Raw genomic sequence first — 24,053 nt, forward strand, 5'->3', positions numbered from 1 at the left:
CCGCCACGGGGTGAATAGCCTGTGCGGCGCAGGACTTCACCCCGCCGTGGGGCGAATTCCACCCCGTCGGCACCTGTGCGGGTCGCGGACTTCTGGTTAACGTCGTGGCGAGGTCCCCTGCGATCGGAGGAGATTGACATGAGGGTTCTCGTCGACGGCGACCGGGGTTACCTCGGAGCCGTGCTCGTCCCGTTCCTGCGGGCCAACGGCCACGAGGTCGTCGGGCTCGACGTCGGCTGGTACGACGGGTGCGACTTCGGCACCCCCGACAGCGACTACGAGCAGCGGACCGGTGACGTGCGCGACGCGCGACCGGAGGATCTCGAGGGCTTCGACGCCGTCGTCCACCTGGCCGCGATCAGCAACGACCCGATCGGGCACCTCGCCCCGGACGCGACCTACTCGGTCAACACCGGTGGCGCGGTGCACATGGCCGAGGTCGCCAAGCAGGCGGGGGTGGAGCGCTTCCTGTTCTCCTCGTCCTGCTCCTTGTACGGCGCCGCCGGCGACGCACCGGTCGACGAGTCCAGCGACTTCCACCCGGTGACCCCCTACGGGGAGTCGAAGGTGCGGGCCGAGCAGGCCATCTCGCCGCTCGCGGACGACTCGTTCAGCCCGACCTACCTGCGCAACGCCACGGCCTACGGCAGCTCGCGCCGGCTGCGGGCCGACATCGTCGTCAACAACCTCACCGGCACCGCGTACACCCGCGGTGAGGTCCGGCTGCAGTCCGACGGGTCGCCCTGGCGGCCCCTCGTGCACGCCGAGGACATCGCCTCCGCCTTCGCGGCCGCTCTCGAGGCTCCGCGCGACGTGATCCACGACCAGGCGTTCAACGTGGGGCGTGACGAGGACGTCGTGCAGATCCGCACGGTCGCCGAGCAGGTCGCCGACGTCACCGGGGCCCCGGTGACGTTCGCCCCCGGTGCCGGGGCCGACGCCCGCAACTACCGCGTCGACTTCACCAAGATCCGCAGCCTGCTCCCGGCCGCGGCGCCCCGCTGGACCGTCCGCGACGGCATCGAGGAGCTGTGGCGCGACATGCAGGAGCGGCACCTCACCGTCGAGCAGTTCGAGCACACCTTCGTGCGGCTCCACCGCATCCAGGAGCTGGCGGACGCCGGGCGGCTCGACCTGGCCCGCCTGCGGATGGAGGTGGCGGCATGACCGCGACGTCGACGTCACCGACGGCGGCCACGGAGCAGGCGCCCGGCCCCGCCTGCCGGCTCTGCGGCGCCCGGCTGGACCGCACCTTCGTGGACCTGGGCATGTCCCCGCCGTGCGAGGCGATCCTGCGTGCCGACCAGGTGGACCAGGGCGAGACCTTCTACCCGCTCAACGTCCGCCTCTGCACGCGGTGCCTGCTCGTGCAGCTGCCCGCCTACGTCCCCGAGACCGAGATCTTCGACGACTACGCCTACTTCTCGTCGTACTCCACGAGCTGGGTCGAGCACGCCCGGCGCTACGTCGACGCGGCCGTCGAGCGCCTCGGTCTCGTCCCGGGCGCGTCGTTCGTGGTCGAGGTCGCCAGCAACGACGGCTACCTGCTGCAGCACGTCATGGAGCGGGGGATCCGGTGCCTCGGCATCGAACCGGCCCGCACGGTCGCCGAGGCGGCGGTCGCCCGCGGCGTCCCCACCCTCGTCGAGTTCCTCGGCGAGGAGACCGGCCGGGCCGTCCGGGGCGAGCACGGGCCCGCCGACCTCGTCGTGGCCAACAACGTGTTCGCGCACGTGCCGGACATCGTCGACTTCGCGAAGGGCCTGCGTGCGCTGGTCGCCGACGACGGACGCGTGACGATCGAGATCCCGCACCTGCTGCGCCTCATCGAGGGCAACGAGTACGACACGATCTACCACGAGCACTTCAGCTACCTGTCGCTGCTCACCACGCAGCGGGTGCTCGCCGCGGCGGGCCTCACCGTCGTCGACGTCGAGGAGCTCGCCTCCCACGGCGGGTCCCTGCGGACGTGGTCCGCGCCCACGGAGACCGTCGAGGCCGGGAGCGCGAGCCCGTCCGACGCCGTCGCCCGGGTGCTCGCCGCCGAGGAGGCGTTCGGGCTGCACACCGTCGAGGGGCACGACGGGTTCGCCGAGCAGGTGGCGACGGTCCGGGACGACTTCGTGTCCTTCCTCCTCGCGGCGCGACGGGAGGGCAAGCGGGTCGTGGCCTACGGGGCCCCGGGCAAGGGGAACACCCTGCTGAACCACTGCGGGGTCCGGGCCGACCTGCTGGAGTTCGCCGTCGACCGGAACCCCTACAAGCACGGGCGGTTCCTCCCCGGGACGCACATCCCGGTGCACGCCCCGGAGGCGCTGGACGAGGCTCGACCCGACTACGTCGTGATCATGCCCTGGAACCTGCGCAAGGAGATCTCGGCGCAGCTCGCGCACGTCGCGCAGTGGGGAGGCCGGCTCGTGGTGGCGCTCCCGCACCTCGAGGTGTTCGAGCCGGGCACATGACCGGCAGCGCCCCCGTCCCCTCCTGGCGGTGCCGGTGGTGCGCCGGCGCCGACGGCACCGTCGTCCTCGACCTGGGCGAGCAGCCCGCGGCCGACGTGTTCCCGCTCGCCGGCGACCCGGCGGCAGACCTGTCGTACCCGCTGCGGATGGTGCTGTGCTCGGCCTGCGGTCTGGCCCAGCTCGAGGACGACCCGACCGAGGCGGACGAGCCGCGCGGTGTGGAGCCCGCGGCACTGGTGGACCAGTCCGAGCAGGCCGCCGCCGACCTCGTCGAGGCCGGGCTGGCGGTCCCCGGTGGCCGGGTCGCCGAGCTCCCGAGCCCGCACGGCGGGTCCTGGCTCCCCGCGCTCGCCGCGCGCGGCCTGGTCGCGGCCGACGACGGCGCGAGCGACGGCGAGGCCGTCGACCTGGTCGTCGACTCCCTGGGCATGATGCACGACGCCGACCAGCGGGCCGCGCTGGAGGGGCGGGCCGCACGCCTCGCCGACGAGGGCGTGCTCGCGCTGCACGTGCACCCGATCGGCACCATCCTGCGCACCGGCGCCTGGAACGCGCTGCGGCACGGGCACTTCGCCTACTACGCGGTGACCTGGCTGGTCGACGCCGCCCGGGCGGTGGGCCTCGTGCCCGTGGGGCTGTGGTGGTACGACCTGTACGGGGGCACCGTGGTGCTCGCCCTCGCCCGCGCGGGCTCCCGGCGCGCGGCGGACGCCGCCGGCACCCCGAGGCTCGGCGCCGTCGACGAGATGCTGGACCAGGAACGGGCCGGCGGTGTGACCGACGGCGTGCAGCTCGGTCGGCTGCAGGAGTCCGTGGTCCGGTCGGCGACCGCGCTGCGGACCTGGTTGGACGCGCACCGCGCCGACGGGGTCGTCGCCTACGGGGCGGCGTCGCGGGCCGTGGCGCTGCTGACCGTGGCCGGTGTGACGGGTGACGACCTGCGCGCCGTCGTCGACGCCTCGCCGGCCAAGCACGGCCGGTCGATGCCCGGCACGGCCGGCGGGAGCTCCCGGCGCCGGGTCCCGATCGTGGCGCCGGCCGCGCTCGCGGAGCTGCGGCCGCCATGGGTGGTCCTGTTCGTGCCGGACCTCCTCGACGAGGTGCGCCGACGGTACCCGGAGGTCGAGGCCTCGGGCGGGCACTGGGTGGTGGCCGAGCCTGCCCCGGCGGTGGTGGATCCGGTGCCGGTCAGGACGCCGTGAGGCGGGCGGCGAGATCCGCCCACGACCCGGCGGCGCGGTCGCGTGCGCTGACCGTCGTGATCTCCGCCGGCCACGGGACGGCCAGATCGGGGTCGAGGTGGTGCACCGCCACGTCCTCGGTCGGGTCGTGCTCGGCGTCGATCCGGTAGCAGACGTCGGCGGTCCCGGTCAGTGTCTGGTGCCCGTGCAACATCCCGCGCGGGACGTAGAGCACGTGGAAGTCGGTGTCGTCGAGGGTGAAGGCTTCCCACCGGCCGAAGGTGGCGGACCCGGGACGGGCGTCGACGACGACGTCGAGGACGGCCCCGTGCGCCACACGGACCAGCTTGGCCTCGCCGTCGCCGACCCGACCGTGCAGGCCGCGGACGACCCCGCGGTACGACCGCGACTGCGAGTCCTGGACGAACGCTGCCGGGTCGATCCCCGCCTCGGCGGCCGTGGCGGCGTCGAACGTGCGGGTGAACACCCCGCGGTCGTCCGCGTGCGGCGTCGGGGCCAGCAGCAGGACGCCCTCGAGCCGGGTGGGCAGCACCTCCATGCACCCACCGTAGGGTCTCGGCCCGGCGATGCTCCGGGGCCGCCGGGTGAAGTCTCGCCGTGACCGGATGAAAAGGCGACCGGGCTCTTCAGCGACCGACCCCGGGCCGAGCAGACTGGTTGTCGTCGACCAGGGAGCGGCCATGACCCAGGAGATGCCCGCAGGCCTCACCTCGTCGCCGGGAGTGCGTTCCTTCGCCGCCTCGGCCGAGGCGCAGGCGAGGTTGCACGAGCTCGTCCCCGGCGGTGCCCACACCTACGCCCGCGGCTCCGACCAGTACCCGGAGCAGATGGCTCCCGTCGTGGTGCGCGGCGCGGGGTCGCACGTCTGGGACGTCGACGGCAACGAGTTCGTCGAGTACGGCATGGGACTGCGTTCCGTGACGCTCGGGCACGGCTACCGGCCGGTCGTGGACGCCGTGTCCACCGCGATCGCCGACGGGGTCAGCTTCTCCCGCCCCACCGTCTGGGAGCTCCGCGCGGCGGAGGCGTTCCTCGACCAGGTGCCCACGGCGGAGATGGTGAAGTTCGCGAAGAACGGTTCGGACGCGACGACCGCGGCGGTGCGTCTCGCCCGCGCCGCGACCGGACGCGACCTGGTGGCGCTCTGCGGCAGCCAGCCGTTCTTCTCGGTCGACGACTGGTTCATGGGCACCACCAGCATGTCGGCCGGGATCCCGCAGGCGGTGCGCGACCTGACGGTCGAGTTCCCCTACGACGACCTCGGTGCGGTCGAGGCGCTCGTCGCCCAGCACCCGGGGCGCATCGCCGCCCTGGTGCTCGAGGCGGAGACGGCCGGGGCGTCGCCGTCGCCGGGGTACCTGCAGGGCCTGCGGACGCTGTGCGACCGCGAGGGGATCGTGCTGGTCTTCGACGAGATGATCACCGGGATGCGGTGGTCGTCGGGCGGCGCCCAGGCGGTCCACGGCGTCACCCCCGACCTGTCCACCTGGGGCAAGGCGCTCGGGAACGGGTTCGCGGTCTCGGCGCTCGCGGGCCGGCGGAACCTCATGGAGCTCGGCGGTCTCGACACCGACGCGGACCGCGTCTTCCTGATGTCCACCACGCACGGTGCCGAGACGGCGGGCCTGGCCGCCTACCTCGCCGTCCACGACGCATACCGACGGACCGACGTCCCCGGCGTGATGGCGGCCCAGGGCGAGAAGCTCCGGGCGGGCGTCGAGGCGGTGGTCGCCGACGCCGGCCTGCAGGACCACGTCACCGTCTCCGGGCACCCCGCCTGTCTCGTGTTCGGCACCCGCGACCCCGAGGGCTCCCCGTCGCAGGCGTACCGGACCCTGTTCCTGCAGGAGCTGCTCGAGCGCGGGATCCTCTGCCAGTCGTTCGTCGTCTCGGCCGCCCACACGGACGCGGACATCGAGGCGACGGTCGACGCGGTCCGCGGCGCGCTCCCGGTCTACGCGGCGGCGCTCGACGCCGGCACGACCGACGGTCTGCTGCGCGGGCGACCCGTCGCGCCGGCGCTGCGCGCCCGGGCGGCACCACGACGTCTCCGTTCCCACCGACACACCGAGAGGATCGGCTCATGAAGGTCGTGCTGTTCTGCGGAGGGCTGGGGATGCGCATGCGGTCCGGCCCGGACTCGCTGCCGAAGCCCATGATGCCCATCGGCTCGCGCCCGGTCCTGTGGCACATCATGAAGTACTACGCGCACTTCGGGCACACGGAGTTCGTCCTCGCGCTGGGCTACGGGGCGAACGCCGTCAAGGACTACTTCCTCAACTACCAGGAGACCCACTCCAACGACTTCGTCCTGACCAAGGGGGGCCAGGAGATCGAGCTGCTCGGCAGCGACATCAGCGAGTGGACGATCACGTTCGTCGACACCGGGATGGACACGGCGATCGGCGAGCGGCTGCGTCGGGTGCGGCGCTACCTCGACGACGACGAGGTGTTCCTGGCGAACTACGGCGACGTGCTCACCGACGCGCCGATGGACCGGATCGTCGACGACTTCCTGCGGACCGACGCGGTCGGTTCGCTCATGGCGGTCGCACCCCAGGACTCCTTCCACGTGGTGCGCTACGAGCCGGACGGCACGATGCGTGACCTGGAGCCCGTCGCGGGCATGAGCATGTGCATCAACGGCGGCTACTTCGTGCTGCGCCAGGGCATCTTCGACTACCTGAACGAGGGCGAGGACCTGGTCATGGACGCCTGCGTCCGGGCCGCGCGCGACGGCCGGTTCCGCGTGCACCCGCACGAGGGGTTCTGGGCGCCGATGGACACGCTCAAGGAGAGGTCCGCCCTGGACGAGATGAACCGGGTGGGCAACCGTCCGTGGGCGGTCTGGGACGCCGTGCGGCAGCACCAGGCACGCCGCGTGCCCGAGGTCGAGGTCGGCGAGGTCATCGGGCGGATCGGTGCGAACGTCTGACCGGCGCGATCCTCGGATCGCCGTGTTCGGCCTGTTCGGCATCGGCAACTTCGGCAACGAGGCCACCCTCACGGCCGTGCTCGAGCGCATCGGTGACCGGGGACGTGTCCTCGTCGTGGCCGAGGGCGCCGAGCGCGTGGCCCGGGAGCGCGGGCTGGCGGCCGTGCAGCTGGTGCCACCGTCCACGGGCTCGACCCGGTCCGTCGCCGGAGCGGTCCGCGTCGCCGCCAACAGGCTCTCGGCGCTGCCTCGGGCCTGGCACGTCCTGCGCGACGTCGACGTGGTCGTCGTGGCGGGTGGCGGGGCCTGGGAACGGCTCGGTGCCGGGCCGTTCGGGACGGCGTTCGAGATCTGGAGCCTCGCTCTGGCCGCGCGGGCGCGGCGTCGCACGTTCGTCCTGCTCGACGTGGGGGTGCAGGAGCAGGACGCGCGACTGACGCGGTTCTTCGTCCGGCAGGTGGCACGGTGGTCGGCGTACCGGTCCGTCCGGGACGAGCTGTCCCGCCGGTCGTTGCTCGCGATGGGGGCCGGTCGGCCGGACGACCCGGTGGTCGCCGACCTCGTGCTGGGGTCCTCGCGGACGTCCGACGTCGCGGACCGGAGGGCCGGGAGCGGCCGCCCCGTCGTCGTCGGCGTCATGAGCTATTTCGCCGAGGACGACGACCCGGACCGACGGGCCGAGGTCCACGAGCGCTACGTCGACCGCTCCGTCCGGCTCGTCGACCTGCTCACGGCGGCAGGGCACCCGGTGGTCCTGGTCGGGGGCGACGAGTGCGACCTGCCGACCGCGCACGAGATCGCGTCCTCCTCGGCCGCGCAGGTCAGCTCCGCGGGCGACGTGGCCGAGCTGACGTCGCTGATGTCCCGGGCCTCGGTCGTGGTCGGGGCCCGCTATCACACGCTCGTCGTCGGCGCGCTGGCGGGCGCCCCCGTGATCGCGCTCGCCTACGGCACGAAGCACGGTGAGCTTCTGCGCGCGCTCGGCAGCGGCGACCTGAGCTTCGACATCGAGACCTTCGAGCCGTCGGTGGTGGCGGCCGCCGTCGACCAGGTCGTGGTCGAGCGGGAGCACCGCCGCCTCGATGCCGACCGGGCGATCACGGCGGCCGCGGCGCGCCTGGACCGGGAGTGGGTGACCGTGGCGCGGCTGTGGGAGACGGACGACCGATCGCCCGCCACGTCGCTGGTCGAGGAGGGCCGATGAGGCTCACCGGCGGGAGCGGTCCGGTCACGGTGGTCTGCCTCGCGGCCCATCCGGACGACGTCGAGATCGGCTGCGGGGCGACCCTCCTCGCCCTGCGCGAGTCGCGAGGGATCAGTGGGGCCGTGCTGACGATGACGGGTGGCGCGGAGCGGCAGGACGAGGCGCGCGACGCGGCCCGGGCCTTCACGGCGGACGCCCTGGAGACGCACTTCGCGGGTCTCCCGGACGGACGCCTGCCGGAGCACTGGGGCGCGGTGAAGACGGCGCTGCACGAGGTGGCGCGCCGGGTCCCTGCCCCGGACCTCGTCTTCGCGCCGCGGCCCGACGACGCGCACCAGGACCATCGCCTCGTCGGTGAGCTGACGACCACCGTCTGGCGCGGCCCGACCGTGCTGCACTACGAGATCCCCAAGTGGGACGGCGACCTCGCACGTCCGAACGTGTACGTCCCGGTCACCGCGGAGCAGGCGCGACGGAAGATCGAGCTGTTGACCAGCTGCTACCCGTCGCAGGTCGACCGTGCCTGGTGGGACGACGAGATGTTCCTCGGGCACCTGAGGATCCGGGGGATCGAGGCGCAGCACCGGTACGCCGAGGCGTTCACCACCTACAAGACGGTGCTCGAGCCGTGACGGCGCGTCCGCCTCGGGTGTCCATCGGCCTCCCGGTCTACAACGGCGAGGAGTATCTGGACGACGCACTGGCCTCGGCGCGCCGTCAGTCGTTCGAGGACATCGAGATCATCGTGTCGGACAACGGCTCGACCGACGGCACCTCGGACCTGTGCCGGCAGGCCGCGGCCGAGGACGACCGCGTCGTCTACCGCCGCTACGACGAGAACCGTGGCGGCGGGTGGAACTACATGAACGTGGCACGGCTGGCCCGCGGCGAGTACTTCACCTGGTTGGCGGCCGACGACGTCAAGCTGCCCGGCTTCACCGGGTCGTGCGTGGAGCTGCTGGACGCCGACGGGCGCGCCGCGTTCGCCTGCTCCCGGGCCCAGGTCATCGACGAGCAGGGTGTCGTGATCGAGACCCTCCACGACGGTGCGATGGGCCTCGACGCGCCGGACGCCGCCGCCCGCGTCCGCAACCTGCTCCGTGCGCAGGCGTCGCACGTCGTCTACGGCCTCATCCGCTCGTCGGTGCTCCGGCAGACCCGGGGGATGATCGCGATGGTCGGCGACGACATCGTGCTGAACACCGAGCTGCTGTGCCGTGGTCCGATGCTGCAGTCCGACGAGTTCCTCTTCCGACCCCGACGGCACGGGGCACAGCTCTCGCAGCAGGGCCACGAACAGGTCAGGTGGCACGCGCCCCGGGCCGCGGTGCGGTTCGCGTTCCCGCAGACCCGGCTCAACGCCGAGCTCTTCCGTGCCGTGGCTCGTGCCCCCCTCCCCGCCGGGGAGAAGGTGCGCGCGTGGAGCGCCGTCGCCTCCTCCTGGGTCGTGCCGCGCTGGCGGGGCATGGCGCGTGACGTCGCCGTGGCGGCCGGGTGGCCCGTGCCCGCCCCCTAGGGGCGGTCCGCCGGGGGCAGCGTCGCCGCGAGCGTGTCCCAGGTCCGTCGCCAGTCGTGCGCGAGCGCGTAGCGCCGCGCCGAGTCCTGAGCGGCGGCCAGGGCGGCGGAGTCGTCGTGCAGCGTGGTCAGTGCGGCGGCGATCTGCGCGGGGTCGTCGGGCTCGACGAGGACGCCGGCATCGCCCGTGGCCTCGGGGATCCCTCCGGTCCGGGACGCGACGACGGCGCATCCCGACGCCAGACCTTCGAGCGCCGTCAGGGCGAACGGCTCCGGCCACACGGACGGGACCACGAGCACGTCCGCCGTGGACATCAGGCGTGCGACCTCGTCCCTCGGCACGAACGGCAGGACACGCGCCCGAGCTCCCAGGGCCGCCGCCTCCCGCCGGATCTCCTTCTCGTAGTCGTCCAGCGGCTGGGTCGCGTCGAACCCGGCGCTCCCGACGATCGTCAGCCGGACGTCGCGGTCGCCCAGCCGACCCATCGCGGCGAGCGCGACGTGCGCGCCCTTCGAGGGGACCATGCGCCCGACGAAGAGCACCTCCAGACGATCTCTGCCGGATCCCTCCGCCGCCGGCGCGAACTGCGTGGTGTCGACACCGTTGCGCACCACGTGGACGCGGTCGTGCAGGTACGACGGCATCCGTTCCCGGGTGACGTCCGCCAGGAACGCGCTCACGCAGACGACGGCCGTGCTCCGGTCCAGGACCTTCGCGACCTCACGTCGGGAGTAGGTCCCGAGCAGGTCGTTGTGCGCGTAGAGCACCGGGGCGTGGACGTCGGGATCCACGAGGGGGATCGCCTGCGGGGCGTTGTGCGCGAGCACGATGCCGGGAGCCCAGTCGCCCTGCTCCGCGAGCGGGGCGGCGAACTCACGTCGTCGGCCGGGCCGCGTCGCCGTGATCCGCGAGCAGACGGCGTCGCCCCAGCGGTCCCGGGGTCGGGGCGGGGAAGCCGAGTACTCGATCACGTCGGCGCTCGGGTAGCGGTCCGGATACGTCCCTCGTGCGACGACGACGCTCGGGCGGGGCGCGCTCGACGGTGCCGCCGAGGCCAGCCCGTGGACGACCGTCGGGATGGCGCTCCCGGTGCGGGGCGAGAAGTGGTCGCCCGGAGTGATCACGTGGATGTGGCGGCGTTGCACGGTAGGTCCCGGTCACGAGGCGTCGTTGGAGCGATCGTACCGACGGGCGGTGTCCGACGGCCCCGGCTCCCGAGGGTGAAGTTGCCGATGCCGAGCCCGGCCGCTGCCGGGGCCGCCGATACTGGCCGTAGTCCGTCGGAGGGGTGAGATGAGTTCGTGGAACGCGCGTCGTCGGCTGATCACGGCGGCCCTCGTGGCCGTCGTCGTCCTGGGAGCGGCCGCGGTCGGTGTCTGGTTGGCCGTTCGTGACGACGCGAACCCGCAGGCTCTCCGGATCGAGGGCGAGGGTCCGGAGGTCGGGTCCGTGCCGGACGACGGCGGTGCGCCGCCGGGGGCACCGGGCGTCGGGACGGCGTGGACGGTGTCCGCGGACGGGCGCTCCTTCCAGGACGAGAGCGGGCGGCCGGTCCTGGTCCGGGGGGACTCTCCGTGGTCGCTCCTGACCGACCTCTCGAGCGAGGAGATCCGCGACTACCTCGCCGCGCGCGAGGAGCAAGGATTCAACGCGCTGCTCGTCTCCCTGCTCGGTGCCACGGGCAACGGCGGGCCGTCGGACTCGGGCGCGACCGTCGACGACGTCTCGCCGTTCCTGGACGGCGACGTCACCCGTCTGAACCCGGAGTACTGGGACCACGTGCACGCCGCGGTGGCCGCGGCGTCCGAGCACGGGGTCACGATGTTCTTGTACCCGGTCGACGGGTGGACGATCGGGACGTCGTTCGTGCCACGCTCGATCGACGAGTGCCGCACCTACGGAGCCGAGGTCGGAGCGCGGCTCGCCGACCTGTCGAACATCGTGTGGGTCACGGGCGGCGACTACTTCCCCGTGACCAACGAGCCGGAGGACGGCAGCGACGTCGACCGCTGCTTCGACGCGGTGCGCGAGGGTCTCGACACGGCGGTCGAGCGGCCGTTCTCCATCCAGCTCGGCTACGACAAGTCCGTCTCGACGGACAACCCCTTCTGGCGGCCTCGCGTCGACTGGAACTTCGTCTACACGTACTTCCCGACCTATCGAGCGGTGCTCGACGCGGTCGAGGCCGCGCCCTCGATCCCGGCGGTCATGGGTGAGGGCAACTACGAGGGTGAGAACAACCAGCCGGAGACCCCGCCGACCACCGACGAGACGATCCGACGCCAGGTCCTCTGGGCGATGACGTCGGGAGCCTGCGGTGCCTTCTTCGGGACCGACGACTGGGAGTTCCTGCCGGGGTGGGAAACTCGTTTGGACTCCTCGGGCGCCCACGCAGCCGCGACCGCCCTCGACGTGGTGGAGGAGTTCGCCTGGTGGCGGCTGTGGCCCGACACCGACGACCCGCTCGTGACCTCCGGCCGCGGGACGCTGCTCACGGACGACGCCCCGACGGACGTGCTGGACAACGACTACGTCACAGCGGCGCTCACGCCGGACGGATCGCAGGCGCTGGTGTACGTGCCGAGCACGCGGACCATCACCGTGGACCGCGCCCGGCTCGCGCCCGACCTCCGTGCCCGCTGGATCGATCCCGCTTCCGGCGTCGAGGCGCCGGCGGGAGACGGGCCCACCTATACGACGCCCGGTCCGAACAGCGACGGAGCGACGGACTGGCTGCTCGCCTTCGACGGAGCGGCTTGATCGTCCTGTGCGTGCAGCCGTGGGGGTGCTCGCCGCCGGGTGAAAACGTCCGTCTCGGGTCGCAGGAAGATCGACGTGCGGCACTCTCGGAAGATGGAGCCTGTCACCGATGCCGAGGTCGGTTACTGGGACGAGTGGAACGCGAGGCACCGACAGCCCGACGGGCTCGATCAGGTTCCCCTGGACCAGGCGCGTGCCGTGCACCGGGCCGTCCGGGGGCTCGACCGCACGGACCTGCGCCTCCTGGACATCGGCTGCGGCACCGGCTGGCTGGTCGACCAGCTCGTCGACTACGGCGAGGCGACCGGGATCGACATCAGCCGGGACGTCATCACCCGAGCGCGGCAGCGGACGCCCGCGGCGACCTTCATCTCCGGGGACATCCTCGTCGAACGACTTCCCGCCCGGTCCTTCGACGTCATCGTGAGTCTCGAGACGCTGCCCCACGTCTCCGACCAGGAGGCGTTCATGCGAGAGCTCGCTCGTCTGATCGTGCCCGGGGGGCTGATCGTCGTCGCGGCGCAGAACGCCGCCGTGCTGGGCAAGCACGGGCGCTTTCCTCCGCAGGACCCTCGAGCGCGTCACGAGCGCCCCACTCCGCAGCGGCTCCGTGAGCTCGCGGGACTGGCCGGCGACGTCGTCGCCGTCCGAACCATCACCCCGCAGGGAGATGCGTCGTGGCGGCGTGTCTTCACGTCCAAGAAGCTGCGGGACCTGCTCGGACCTCTGGGGATCCGGTGGCATCGACACCTCGAACGCCGTGGTTGGGGCCGCACGCTCGTCGCGGAGATCCGCGGCCGGTGACGCCGACGGACCAGGGGACTCTGCCGGGCCCCGACGGGTGAAGTCCTCTCCGACGGGTTCACCCTGCCCCCGGGAGTGCCGGAGACTGGGATCACCTGATCAGAGGGGGGTGCTGTGAGGCGTCATCAGCGAGGACGCGCGCCGACCGCTCCCGGCGAGATGTTCCGGGTGCGTCGTGAGGCGTGACCGGGGCGGGTCGCGGGTCGCGCTCTTCGGCGAGACGGGCATCGGCAACTTCGGCAACGAGGCCTCGCTCGTGGCCGGTCTCCGGTTGCTCGAGGGCACGGGCGCGCGGCCGCTGGCGGTGGCGCAGCGGCCCGAGGACGTCGAGGCCGAGCACGGCATCGAGGCGGTCGACATCCGCCGTCCGGGCCCGATGCGGCACGGGCTCACGAGCCTGACCGGACGCGTGGGCGACGTGCTGCACCTCGGGGGAGTGGTCCGGTCCGTGGACGCGGTGATCGTCCCCGGCACGGGGATCTTCGAGGGGCACGGGGTCCGGCCCCGGGGCATCCCCTTCTCCCTGTTCTGGCTGGCGGTCTGGTGCCGTCTGTGGCGCCGGCCCCTGCTGCTGCTCAGCGTCGGCGTCGACACCCGGGGTTCGCGCGGCGTGCGCTGGTTCTTCGCGAGGGTCCTCTCCTGGGCCGACGTGCTGACCGTCCGCGACGAGGAGTCGGTACGTGCCGTGGCCGCGCTCGGAGTGCGCCGTCACGTGCCGGTCGTCCCGGATCTCGTGCTGGGCCGCGAACCGGTGACGCGACCGGCCGCACCGCGCAGCGCGCGGACGGACCCCGTGGTCGCCGTCGGTGTCATGGACTGGGGCGGGACGGAACGCGACGCCGGACGCGAGGAGTACACCCGGCGCAGCGTCACGCTGGTACGGGCCCTGCTCGAGGCGGGGGTCCGTGTGCGCGTCGTGACCGGCGAGGACCTCGATCTCCGGGTCGCGGCCGAGGTGGTGCGGCGCGTCCGCGCCCTCGACCGGGACGCCGCCGTCGAGCTCTGCGAGGCGCGCACCGTGGAGGACGTCGCCGCGAGCCTCGACGGCTGCCACGTCCTCGTCGCCGCGCGCTACCACAACCTGATCGCCGCGGTCAGCGAGGGCATCCCGGTGGTCGCCACGGGCTACGGCCACAAGCAGGCGTCCCTCGTCGCCGCCTACGGGCCCTCCGACCGCGCGCACGACCGGGACACCTACGACGCCGACGTCATCGTGACCCAGGTCCGCGAGATCCTCGCCGACCACACCGCCGAGTCGGGGCGTGTGCGGGCTGCGGCGGCCCGGGACCGTGCTGCGGTCCTGGCGCAGGACGCGCGCGAACGGGCCGCTCTGGGCCTCCGAGACACCGAGCCGGTGGCGTCGTGAGGAGGCCGGTCCGGGGCGCCGTGCTGACGGTCGTCGTGGTCACCGTCGTGGCGGCGGGGACGCTCGTCGGCTACCAGCTGCTGCAGCCGGCGGCGCCGACGCAGGACGGGTGGTACGAACGCCCGCCGGCGGCCGACGCGCCGGTCCGGTCCGTGACACCGTCCACCGCTCGTCCGGCGGACGACGGCGCACCCCGCTGGGTGAGCGCGATCTCCGACGACGAGCGCTTCTTCGTCGACCAGGACGGCGACCCGATCCTGGTCCGGGGCGACGCCCCCTGGTCGCTGCTCGTGGACCTCCTGCCCGACGAGGCGGAGACCTACCTGACCACTCGTTCGGAGCAGGGGTTCAACGCGCTCGTCGTCTCCCTCCTCGGCAATCCCGCGAACGGCGGGCCGTCGGGCGACGGCTCGACGGTCGACGGGGTCCTGCCGTTCACGGACGGCGACGTCACCCGCTGGAACCCTGTCTACTGGGACCGGGCGCACGCGACGCTCGGGCGCGCCGCCGAGCTCGGCCTCACGGTGCTGCTCTACCCCGTGGACAGCTGGACGATCGCCGAGCCGTTCGGCTCACCGCCGCCCGACGTGTGCCGGGAGTACGGTGCGATGGTCGGTGCCTGGGCGGCCGACCTGCCCAACGTGCTGTGGATGACGGGCGGCGACTACACCCCCGATCCGGCCACGGACGCCTGCTTCGAGGCGGTGCAGGCGGGGATCCGATCCACCGGCGACCAGCGTCCCTTCTCCGCTCAGCTCATCTCGGTCCGGTTCGCGGGCCAGGACGAGCACTGGGGACCGCTCGTGGACTGGGACTTCGTCTACACGTACCAGCCGGTCTACGAGGCGGTGAGCGCGGCGTACGAGACGGCGCCGGTGCGGCCGGCGCTCCTCGCCGAGTCGAACTACGAGGGAGAGAACAACACCGGCGGCGAGCCGACCACGACCGAGACCCTGCGACGCCAGGTGCTGTGGGCGATCACCTCGGGGTCCCCGGGCGACGTCTACGGCAGCGACGACTGGGAGTTCCTGCCCGGCTGGCAGGAACGGTTGCGCTCGCAGGGTGCCGAGCAGGTGGCCCGGGTCCGTGACGTCGTCGCGTCGTTGCCGTGGTGGACGCTGCAGCCGGACCCCGGGCGCCTGCTGACCGGCGGTGCGGACGGGGATGCCGGGGCCACCGACCAGCTCGGGAGCGACCGTGCGACGGCAGCGGTGAGCCCTGACGGTGACCTCGCGCTCGTCTACGTACCGACGGACCGGACGATCACGCTCGACGTGGAGCGGCTGGCAGCGGGTGCCGGGGCCTGGTGGGTCGACCCCACGACGGGCGAACCCGCCCCGGCCACGCCCGCCGGGTCCATGACGACGCCGGGGCCGAACGCCGCCGGCGACGGCGACTGGCTGCTCGTGCTCGGCACCCACGCCGTGGGCTGAGCCTCCGGCCTGCTCAGGTGGGGTCCGGCCGCCGCAGCCGGTTCCGGACCCGTCGTGCCGTCTCGCGCGCCGCGGTCCGCGCGTCGAGCCGCACGGCCCGCGCGAGCATCCGGGACGCCCCGGCGACGTGCCCGCGGCGGAGCCGGTCGATGCCCTGTCCCACCGAGTCCGCGGCGTCGCGCCGGTCCAGCGCCGCGAGGTTGGCCCGCAGGTCGTGCAGCACGGCGGGGTCCCGGTGGTGCTCGGCGCCCCAGAGCTGCATGCCGATCATGCGTCGTGAGGCGTCGTGCAGGTCCGTCGCGAGGACCTTCGTGACGTTCTGCTCGTGGCGTCGGTACAGGGTCAGCACCTCGGGGACCCCGATCATGTGCGAGTACTGGAGCATGCGGAAGGTCAGGTCGGTGTCCTCGGCGTAGTGCAGGGCCGGGTTGAACCCGCCGACCCGGAGGAACTCCGTACGCCGGTACATGATCGAGACGACGTTGGGGAAGGGGTACCGGCCCGCCAGCAGGTCACGACCCGTCTCGTCTCCGGCGACGAAGAGCGGCTCGCCGCGTTCGCCGCGCGAGTCGATGAAGTCCACGGACGAGTAGACCGCCCCGGCCTCCGGGTCGGCGTCGAGTGCGGCGACGAACCGCTCCAGCCTGTCGGGGAGCCAGACGTCGTCGTCGTCGAGGAAGGTCACGAACTCTCCTCGGGACAAGGCCGCGCCGTGGTTGAGCGGGATCGAGACACCGTGGCCCGCCTCGGCGACGACCGCGGCCCCGGGGACGGCGGCGACCGCGTCGCGTACTCCCTCGGGATCGGGCGAGCCGTTGTCCATGACGATCAGGTCCCAGTCCGTGAACGACTGGTCCTTGACGCTCTGCAGCGCTTCGGGGAGGTAGGGGGAGACGCGGTTGGTCGACATGACCACGGTCACGCGGGGAGCGTCCATCAGATCACGTCCGCGAACTCGCGCTCGCGTCGCTGGAACACCAGCAGCCCGCCGGCGAGTGCCACCAGCGACGCCACCACCAGACCGACGACCTGCCAGGCGGGCGGTGCCGCCGTCCCGAGCATCGACCAGCGGAAGCACTCCATCAGCCACGTGAGGGGGTTCACCGCGAACAGCCACGAGAGGTTGGCGGGCACCGCGTCGAGGGAGTACGCCACGGGCGTCGCATACATCATGACCTGGACCAACCAGGGCAGCACGTAGGTGACGTCGCGGTACTTCACCATGATGGCGGACGCCGCCAGGCCCAGTCCGGAGCCGAGCGCGACCGCGCACACCGTCCACAGCGGCAGCCCGAGCAGCGCCCAGCCGGGGTTCACGCCGTACACGACCAGCAGGACGGCGAACATCGCGAGCGAGACGGCGAAGTCGAGCAGCACGGACAGCGCCGTCGACAGGGGGACGACGACGCGAGGGAAGAAGACCTTGGAGACCAGCGCCTGGTTCGCCACCAAGGATGGTGCGGCCCGTGACAGGACGCCGGAGAAGACGGTCCATGCGGTCGTCCCGGCGAAGGCGAAGAGCATGTAGGGCACGCCACCGGTGGGCAGACCGGCGACCCGGCCGAAGACGATCGAGAAGATGCCTGCCGTGACGAGGGGCTGCAGCACCACCCAGGCGACGCCGATCGCGGTCTGCCGGTAGCGCAGCACGACGTCGCGGATGCCGAACCGGTAGAAGATCTCCCGCGCCTCCCACAGCTCGTGCCAGCGTGGCATGTTGAGCCGGCCCGGCGGGGTGATGACGATCCGCGCGCTGGACATCCGGCGCTCACCAGGCCTCGTAGTCGAAGTCAGCGAAGACGGCGCCCAGCTCCACGCCCTCGTCCATCACGAGGTCGGGGTACGGCAGGTGTGGCAGCACCTCGAACGCCGCGGCGCCGCGCCACCCGTCGAGGACACCGTTCTGGCACACGAACGCGTCGATCGTGTAGGTGCCGGGCTTGAGCCACAGGTTCTTGATCCGGAGCTCTCCGCCGCGGCGCTCGGAGGGGTCGAACCACTGGCTCACGAGTCGGGAGTCGCACTGAGCGACGACGGCTCCCTGATGATCGACGACGAGGCACGACACGAAGTACTTGCCCACGACCTCGGGGTTCGCGCCCACGGTGAACGTCACGACCGTGTCGTCGGCCGGTTCGCGGATCTCGGTCGTGTCGACACGTTCGAACCGGATCTCGCCGGTGCCGGGGCGGTGCTTCGCGTCGACCTGGCGAGAACGCCAGTCGTCGAAGCTGTTGCGGTACGCGGCCATGACGTCGTCGACGGAACCGGTCTTGATCAGGTTCCCGCGGTCGAGGAACATCGCCGAGCTGCACAGGGCGGTCACCGTCTGCATCTGATGACTCACGTAGAGCACGGCGCGCCCGTCCTTGGCGACGTCACGCATCTTGTCCAGCGACTTGCGCTGGAACTCGGCGTCGCCCACGGCGAGGACCTCGTCGATGGCCAGGATCTCCGTCTCCAGGTGTGCTGCCACGGCGAAGGCCAGCCGGACGTACATGCCGGACGAGAACCTCTTGACGGGGGTCTCGAGGAACTTCTCGATGCCGGAGAAGCGGACGATGTCGTCGAAGCGGCGCCGGATCTCGCGACGCCCCATGCCCAGCAACGAGCCGTTGAGGTAGATGTTCTCGCGCCCCGTGAGCTCGGGGTGGAATCCTGTGCCCACCTCGAGGAGGCTGCCCACGCGGCCGCCCAGCTCGACGCGTCCTGCCGTCGGCGCGGTGATGCGCGTGAGGATCTTCAGCAGGGTGCTCTTGCCCGCGCCGTTGCGTCCGACGATGCCCACGGCCTCGCCCCAGGGGATGTCGAACGACACGTCGTGGAGGGCCTCGAACGTCTCGAACTCACGCCGGTGGAAGGGGTCCTTGGCCCGCGCGATCATCGCCTCGGAGAGGCGGTCGTGGGAGCGCCCCGAGGTGGCGATCCGGTAGGACTTGCCCAGACCGCGCGCGACGATCGCCGACCCTTCGTGTTGGCCCACACCAGAACCGTAGACAGTGGTGGCGGTCCTCCGGAACGGCGGGATCGGGTGAATAGCGGCCGCGTCGGGGTGAATCCGCTCGGGAGGAGCGCCCGGTCCGGGGCCCGGAGACCTAGCCGGCCGACCAGCGCTGTGCCCGGCGCTCGAGGCGCACCGACGCTCTGCCGTAGGAGCCCCGGAGCCGGGCGAGAGCGACGTCGGTCAGGATCCGACCGGTGCGCAGCCCGGCCCGCAGCCCGTGCTCCCGGCCGTCGCGCACCGGGGCCGGCAGCACCCGTGTCCGCAGGAGACGTCGACGCTGCCGTGCCGGCAGCCACGTGGAGGCGAAGAGCAGGAGGTTGCGCAGGTAGTAGTAGGTGCCGAGGTAGGCGTAGGCACCGGTGAACGACCGGGAGACCCCGTGCCGGATCCGTGCGCGGGGCACGACCAGCAAGGCGGTGCCGCCGGACCGTGCCCGCATGCTCCAGTCCGAGTCCTCGAAGTCGAGGAAGTACCGCTCGTCGAAGGGCCCGACGTCTCGCCAGGTGGCGGCCGACGCCGTCACGCAGCACCCGGCCAGCAGGTCGACGGCGTAGGGATCGCCCTCGTCGCGCGCACCGGCCGCGGCGGCCTCGTGAGGAGTCATGTGCCGGGGGAGCCCGTCGTCCGGGTCCAGTCGTCCGCCCTCGAACCAGGTGCGGCTCGGGTCGTCGCGGTACAGGACGCGCGGGCTGACGGCGACGCCACCGCCCGCCGCGACGCCGACGACCTCGTCGAGCGCGCCGTGGTCGACGAGCGTGTCGTTGTTCAGGACGGTGACGACGTCGTAGCCGTCCTGCAGGCCGGCGGCGACGCCGGCGTTCATCCCGCCGGAGAACCCCAGGTTCGTCCCCGTCTGCAGCGTCTCGACGTGCGGCCACCTGGCCGCGACCTGCTCCAGCACGCCGTCGAACGACCCGTTGTCGATGACGAGCAGGTCGTGAGCGGGAGACCCCCGGACCACCGAGTCGACGCAGGCCAGGGTGTCCTCGGCCCCGTGGAACGACAGGACGACGACCAGGCTGCGCACCGACGACGGCACCTCAGTCGGCCACCTTGTCGAGACGTGGCCACAGCTCGCCGACGAGCGGGTGGAAGTTGCGCAGGAGGCGCCACGTCATGGGGGTGGGCAGCCACACCGCGAGGTAGAACCGGTACCGGTGGATGTCGTTCGCATGTCCCCAGGAGCGGATCTTCGCCAGGATCTCGCGCGGGGTCCGGCCCCACGAGTTGTGCACGAGGCTGCCGACGTCGACCGGGAGGTCCTCGCGGGTCTCGCCCTGTTCCGGGGGCCGCACGGCCTGCAGCGAGGTGTCGCCGGGCACGACGAGTCGCAGGACACTGCCTTCCGGTCGCCGGGTCGAGCGCAACCGCGCCGACGGACGGACCAGCACGGGCCCGGGGTACTCGAGATGCGGGGCGCCGTCGGACTGGACGACCTCGTAGCGGGCGCGACGCGTGCGCCGGAAGACGACCCGCATCGGCAGCTCGACGGCGTCGACCTGACGGGCGTCGGCGCGGTCCATCGCGTGGACGAGCAGGTCCGCGGACGGCAGCAGCTCGTCGCCGTCGACCTGGACGACCCAGTCCGTCCCCGCCAGGGCGTCGACGGCGGCCTGACGCTGTCGGGTCTCGGCGCCGAGCGGGTCGCGGGGATCGACCCAGCTCCCGTGGACGAGGCGCACGATGCCGCGTGCGTCGACGTCCCGGACGATGTCGAGGCACTCCTCCACGGGCAGCCGTCGCCCGGTCCAGCCGCGGGCCCCGTCCGGGACCGGGACGACCAGATCGTCCAGCAGCGGGTAGTAGACCGAGAGGGTGCGCCGGAGCCAGGTGGGGTCGCCCGGCAGGACGTACGCACCGACACGACGTGGGTCCATCGCGGCACGGCCTCCTGACGCGTCGACGGGTGGGATCGCCATCCGGACTCATCATCACCGGTCGGACGGGGTGGACGACAGCAGGTGGGGGCTCCCGGACGGGGTGAAACCTGCACCGAGGCTCGCCCGTGCCGGGACCGGGTGCCTAGCGTGGACAGGAGCGGCACGAGCGCAGGAGGCACCGTGGCACGACGCACCGTGGTGGTCGTGGGGGTCCTGCTGGCGTGCGCCGTCGTGGTGGCACTGGTCCTCGTCCCGGGTGCCGACGACGTGCCGGAGCCGGTGGAGGCGCCGGCGGCGACGGTGGTCACGGGCGACGTGCCGGTGTGCGGCGTGCCGGACCTCGGACAGGTCGTGGACGACGGCGTGGACGCGGCCGCCCTGCCCGGGTTCCGTACGGTCGTGCCCGACGTGCTGCCGCCCGCCGGCACGCTGGTGACGGCCCGCGTCCACGGCGGCACGGGCTTCGTGATGTCCCGCGACGAGGCCACCTACACCGTCGCCCGTTTCGATCTCGACGACGGGAGCCCGCAGGGCGAGACCGTGGTCGAGCTGCCGTGGGAACCCGGCCACGAGATCTTCGGCGTCGGTTCGTTCGAGGTCGACGACGACGGCGCGATCTATCTCGTGGATCCGCTCATGGGCCGCCGCGACCTGCTGAAGATCGCCGCGGACGGCACCGAGCAGTGGCGGGTCGCGCTGCCGTCCGGCGACCAGACGACCGGTGCCGTCACCGACCTGGTCAGCGGCACGACGGCGTGGGACGCCACGGACGGCGGGAGGATCGTCGGCGTGGGTGACGCCGGTGCCGTCGTGCACCGGGTGACCGCGGACGGCGAGGCGCTGGACCCGCTGGACGTCGACGGGTCCGTCCTCGGTGCGCTGGACGACGGCGCCGTGGTCTACCGGGCGGACGGCCCGGGCGGCCGCTCGCTGACGGTCGTCGGGCCCGACGGTGCGGAGCGTGCGCGCCTCGGGGCGCCGCCGTCGTCGGACCGCCTCGTCGGTGTGCCGGGTCTGCCGTGGACGGGGGCGACCGGGGCCGCGTCGGCCCCCGACGGCGGGCTGCTGCTGGCCGAACCGGGTACGGGCCTGCGCTGGTACGGCACCGACGGCGTGCGGCACGGTGTCTGGCCGGCCACCGGCGGCGACGTCGAGCAGCCGTTCGTGCCGTGGGACCGCACTCCCGTGCTGCACGACGACGGCGACTACTTCCTGCTGACGCACGGGCACGACGGCGCCGTCTCGCTCACCGCGATCAGCGACGAGCGGATGGCGTACGGGCTGCGGGACCCGGTCGCGATCACCGCCGGTACCGAGGACCTCGTGGCCACGCTGGGCCTGGGCGCCGGCCTCCTCGTCGACCGGCCCTACGCGGTCTTCGGCGCCGAGGAGACACCGCGCGTGGTGGCGGCGTTCGATCCCGCCTGGGGCGCGCACGCCGACCGGTACCGGCTGCGCTACCAGGTGCGTGGCGACCCGCGCGTGCCGTCCCCCGTCGTCGGGGACGTGCACGTCGTCGACCTGCCGGCCGAGGGCGGCACGGTCGACCTCGACCTCCCGCCCGCGCGTCCCGGGGTGTACGAGGTGGACGCCGCCCTGCTGGGCGCCGACGACGCGCCCGTGTCCGGCACGTGCCTGCGGTACACGGTGACCCCCGAGGGCAGCAGGCTCGACCCCGCGGCGCTCGCCGAGGGAGCGGACTGGGGCGGCGCCGCACCGCTGCGCGGGGTGCAGCTCGCGGACCAGCTCGGGGTCGGGTCCCACCGGGTGCAGCTGGACCTCGGCGCGCTCGTCCCGGACCCGAGCGCGCCTCCCGACCCGACGGCGATCTCCTGGGACGCCCTGCCGGGGGCCGGCCTGCACGCCGAGGACGGTGCGGAGGTGGACCCGTTCGCCGATCTGGCGGCCGCGGTCCGGCTGGCCGAGCGCACCGGGGTCCGCCTCGTCGCCCAGGTCGGTCAGGGCAGCGAGGCGGACCGGGCCGCCGTCGAGGCAGGGACGTGGCAGGGCTGGGTGGAGGCCGTCGTCGCCGGTCTGCACGAGCACGGCGCCGGGATCACCTCCTGGCAGCCGTGGAACGAGCCGAACAACACCGGCTACGACGACGCGGCGCGCTACGAGCGTGAGGTGGGTGCGCCGTTCGCGCGCGCCGTGCGCGCCGCCGACCCGGACGCCGTCGTCGTCGGGGGCAACACGCTCGGGTTCGCCCTGGACTGGTGGCGGGGCCTGGTGGACGCCGGGGGGTGCGCGTCGATGGACGCTGTGGGGATCCACCCGTACACCGGGTACAACCGGTCGTGGGAGGAGGAGGGGTTCTCCCGCGACGGCGCCGAGACGGACGCGCTGCGCGAGATCCTCGCCGACTGCGACGGGCTGGCCTGGTGGGACACGGAGTCCGGGTGGTGGTCGGACGGGGTGGTGAACTTCTGGGCGGCCGCGTGGGACGTGGCCCGCAAGCTGTGGTGGTACGAGGTCGAGGACGTCGCCGAGTGGACCTACTTCTTCAGCGAGGGCGGGTTCGGCGAGAACGGTGTCTCGTGGTCGCTCGTGCAGTACGACGGCTACGTCAAGCCCGCCGGCGCGGCGATGGCCGCCACCGCGCCCCTGCTGGACCGGTACGACGACGCGACGACGGTGGCGACGGGGGTGCCGGGCGTGCACGCGGTGCGGGCGGTGGCCGACGACGGGTCGTCGATCCTGGCGCTGTGGTCCGAGGGGCTGAGCACCTCCGTCGTCGTCGCGCCCGGTGACGACGCGTCCACGGACGACGTCGAGGTCGTGCGCCGGGACGTCTACGGTGCCGAGGCGCCCGTGGACCTCGGGGCCGACGGGACGGAGGTGCCGGTGAACGGCAGCCCGGTGATGCTGCGCGCGCCCGCGGGGCGGGAGCTCGCCGTCCGCGCCCCGGAGGCGTTCGGCCCGGACGTGCTCGCCGGAGCCGCGGTGGTGGCGTCGTCCACCCACCCGGACGCCGGGGACCCGGCCACGATCACGTCGGGCACGTTCGCCGTCCGCGACCCCTGGCGTTCCGGCCGGCTCGCCGACGGGTCGGTGGACCCCGCCCCGTCGGTGACGGTTCGGCTCGACGAACCCGTCGAGGTGGATCGCGTCGCCGTCGCCACCGCCGGGATCCGCTGCTGCACGGCGGGCCTGCGCCACTACACCGTGCAGGTCCGGACGTCGGGCGGGGAGTGGCGCGAGATCGGCACCCGGACCGACCAGCTGTGGGACCGCGCGGCGCTGCTGCGCACCGACCCGGTGGAGATCACCGCCGTGCGGGTGACCGTCCCGTGGACGCGGATCCGCGGCACCCGCGTGCTCGACGTCAACTACACCGGCGTGCTCGGCGGCCCGCCGACGACGTTCATGGGGCTGGCCACCGAGAGCGACTGGCTCGTCGCGGTGAGTGCCGTGCAGGCCTGGTCCGCGCCGTGACCGGCGACCGGGGCGGTCGTCGGGGCGCCGGGTGAACTTCCGTCCCCGGGAC

General features: G+C 73.0%; 20 protein-coding genes. 13 read left to right on the forward strand and 7 right to left on the reverse strand.

Features of this window, described 5'->3' with window-relative positions; translation table 11 throughout:
• The first annotated feature begins 138 nt into the window (after window positions 1-138).
• The 3 genes from V5O49_RS04700 to V5O49_RS04710 are packed head-to-tail and all read left to right on the forward strand — an operon-like array spanning window position 139 to window position 3,664.
• A complete protein-coding gene (locus V5O49_RS04700) occupies window positions 139-1,167 on the forward strand; it encodes an NAD-dependent epimerase/dehydratase family protein (protein ID WP_332901216.1) in 1,029 nt (342 codons plus the stop codon).
• The gene (locus V5O49_RS04705; protein ID WP_332901217.1) at window positions 1,164-2,462 is read left to right on the forward strand and encodes a class I SAM-dependent methyltransferase; all 1,299 of its coding nucleotides are present in this window, start codon (window positions 1,164-1,166) and stop codon (window positions 2,460-2,462) included. Before V5O49_RS04700 ends, V5O49_RS04705 begins: the two co-directional genes overlap by 4 nt.
• Window positions 2,459-3,664 (forward strand): class I SAM-dependent methyltransferase, encoded by a 1,206-nt coding sequence (locus tag V5O49_RS04710; protein WP_332901218.1) that lies wholly within the window; start codon window positions 2,459-2,461, stop codon window positions 3,662-3,664. Before V5O49_RS04705 ends, V5O49_RS04710 begins: the two co-directional genes overlap by 4 nt.
• Here V5O49_RS04710 and V5O49_RS04715 read toward each other — a convergent pair.
• Window positions 3,651-4,202 carry a dTDP-4-dehydrorhamnose 3,5-epimerase family protein gene (locus V5O49_RS04715; protein ID WP_332901219.1) on the reverse strand — a complete coding sequence of 184 codons (552 nt, stop codon included), beginning with the start codon at window positions 4,200-4,202 and terminating at the stop codon, window positions 3,651-3,653. The genes V5O49_RS04710 and V5O49_RS04715 overlap by 14 nt on opposite strands.
• 142 nt (window positions 4,203-4,344) lie before the next feature.
• On the opposite strand from V5O49_RS04715, the gene V5O49_RS04720 reads away from it, so the two are divergent.
• From V5O49_RS04720 to V5O49_RS04740, 5 genes are read left to right on the forward strand one after another with little or no spacing between them, the layout of a single operon-like run.
• Window positions 4,345-5,751 (forward strand): glutamate-1-semialdehyde 2,1-aminomutase, encoded by a 1,407-nt coding sequence (locus tag V5O49_RS04720; protein ID WP_332901220.1) that lies wholly within the window; start codon window positions 4,345-4,347, stop codon window positions 5,749-5,751.
• Window positions 5,748-6,599, forward strand: coding sequence for a sugar phosphate nucleotidyltransferase (locus V5O49_RS04725; protein ID WP_332901221.1), 852 nt, complete (start codon window positions 5,748-5,750; stop codon window positions 6,597-6,599). Before V5O49_RS04720 ends, V5O49_RS04725 begins: the two co-directional genes overlap by 4 nt.
• A gap of 22 nt (window positions 6,600-6,621) precedes the next feature.
• Entirely contained in the window at window positions 6,622-7,803 is a 1,182-nt protein-coding gene (locus V5O49_RS04730) for a polysaccharide pyruvyl transferase family protein (RefSeq protein ID WP_332901222.1), read from the forward strand.
• A complete protein-coding gene (locus tag V5O49_RS04735) occupies window positions 7,800-8,435 on the forward strand; it encodes a PIG-L deacetylase family protein (protein ID WP_332901223.1) in 636 nt (211 codons plus the stop codon). The genes V5O49_RS04730 and V5O49_RS04735 overlap by 4 nt, the downstream gene beginning before the upstream one ends.
• Window positions 8,432-9,319 carry a glycosyltransferase family 2 protein gene (locus V5O49_RS04740; protein ID WP_332901224.1) on the forward strand — a complete coding sequence of 296 codons (888 nt, stop codon included), beginning with the start codon at window positions 8,432-8,434 and terminating at the stop codon, window positions 9,317-9,319. The genes V5O49_RS04735 and V5O49_RS04740 overlap by 4 nt, the downstream gene beginning before the upstream one ends.
• Here the strand turns inward: V5O49_RS04740 and V5O49_RS04745 are convergent.
• Window positions 9,316-10,464, reverse strand: coding sequence for a glycosyltransferase family 4 protein (locus tag V5O49_RS04745; protein WP_332901225.1), 1,149 nt, complete (start codon window positions 10,462-10,464; stop codon window positions 9,316-9,318). The two genes, V5O49_RS04740 and V5O49_RS04745, sit on opposite strands and share 4 nt — an antisense overlap.
• 148 nt (window positions 10,465-10,612) lie before the next feature.
• Here V5O49_RS04745 and V5O49_RS04750 point away from each other — a divergent pair, with 148 nt between their 5' ends.
• The 4 genes from V5O49_RS04750 to V5O49_RS04765 all read left to right on the forward strand — a co-directional run bounded on the left by V5O49_RS04750 (window position 10,613) and on the right by V5O49_RS04765 (window position 15,682).
• On the forward strand, window positions 10,613-12,079 hold the full coding sequence (locus V5O49_RS04750) for an apiosidase-like domain-containing protein (RefSeq protein WP_332901226.1): 1,467 nt from the start codon (window positions 10,613-10,615) through the stop codon (window positions 12,077-12,079).
• Window positions 12,080-12,172: 93 nt separating this feature from the next.
• Window positions 12,173-12,883, forward strand: a complete 711-nt coding sequence (locus V5O49_RS04755) for a class I SAM-dependent methyltransferase (RefSeq protein ID WP_332901227.1) — start codon at window positions 12,173-12,175, stop codon at window positions 12,881-12,883.
• 175 nt (window positions 12,884-13,058) lie between these two features.
• The gene (locus tag V5O49_RS04760; RefSeq protein WP_332901228.1) at window positions 13,059-14,249 is read left to right on the forward strand and encodes a polysaccharide pyruvyl transferase family protein; all 1,191 of its coding nucleotides are present in this window, start codon (window positions 13,059-13,061) and stop codon (window positions 14,247-14,249) included.
• Complete coding sequence (locus V5O49_RS04765) at window positions 14,246-15,682, forward strand: apiosidase-like domain-containing protein (RefSeq protein ID WP_332901229.1); 1,437 nt, start codon at window positions 14,246-14,248, stop codon at window positions 15,680-15,682. The genes V5O49_RS04760 and V5O49_RS04765 overlap by 4 nt, the downstream gene beginning before the upstream one ends.
• 13 nt (window positions 15,683-15,695) lie before the next feature.
• Here V5O49_RS04765 and V5O49_RS04770 read toward each other — a convergent pair whose 3' ends face one another.
• The 5 genes from V5O49_RS04770 to V5O49_RS04790 form a co-directional block, all read right to left on the reverse strand.
• Window positions 15,696-16,619, reverse strand: a complete 924-nt coding sequence (locus tag V5O49_RS04770; RefSeq protein WP_332901230.1) for a glycosyltransferase — start codon at window positions 16,617-16,619, stop codon at window positions 15,696-15,698.
• Window positions 16,619-17,443, reverse strand: a complete 825-nt coding sequence (locus tag V5O49_RS04775; protein WP_332901231.1) for an ABC transporter permease — start codon at window positions 17,441-17,443, stop codon at window positions 16,619-16,621. Before V5O49_RS04775 ends, V5O49_RS04770 begins: the two co-directional genes overlap by 1 nt.
• A gap of 7 nt (window positions 17,444-17,450) precedes the next feature.
• On the reverse strand, window positions 17,451-18,566 hold the full coding sequence (locus tag V5O49_RS04780) for an ABC transporter ATP-binding protein (RefSeq protein ID WP_405001143.1): 1,116 nt from the start codon (window positions 18,564-18,566) through the stop codon (window positions 17,451-17,453).
• Between the two features lie 211 nt (window positions 18,567-18,777).
• Window positions 18,778-19,713: a glycosyltransferase gene (locus tag V5O49_RS04785; protein WP_332901233.1), complete on the reverse strand. Its 936-nt coding sequence runs from the start codon at window positions 19,711-19,713 to the stop codon at window positions 18,778-18,780.
• A 13-nt stretch (window positions 19,714-19,726) separates the two neighbouring features.
• A complete protein-coding gene (locus V5O49_RS04790) occupies window positions 19,727-20,605 on the reverse strand; it encodes a hypothetical protein (protein ID WP_332901234.1) in 879 nt (292 codons plus the stop codon).
• Between the two features lie 141 nt (window positions 20,606-20,746).
• On the opposite strand from V5O49_RS04790, the gene V5O49_RS04795 reads away from it, so the two are divergent.
• A complete protein-coding gene (locus V5O49_RS04795; RefSeq protein ID WP_332901235.1) occupies window positions 20,747-24,001 on the forward strand; it encodes a hypothetical protein in 3,255 nt (1,084 codons plus the stop codon).
• Window positions 24,002-24,053 lie beyond the last annotated feature (52 nt).

This window comes from Isoptericola haloaureus (genome assembly GCF_036689775.1).
Taxonomy (GTDB): domain Bacteria; phylum Actinomycetota; class Actinomycetes; order Actinomycetales; family Cellulomonadaceae; genus Isoptericola; species Isoptericola haloaureus.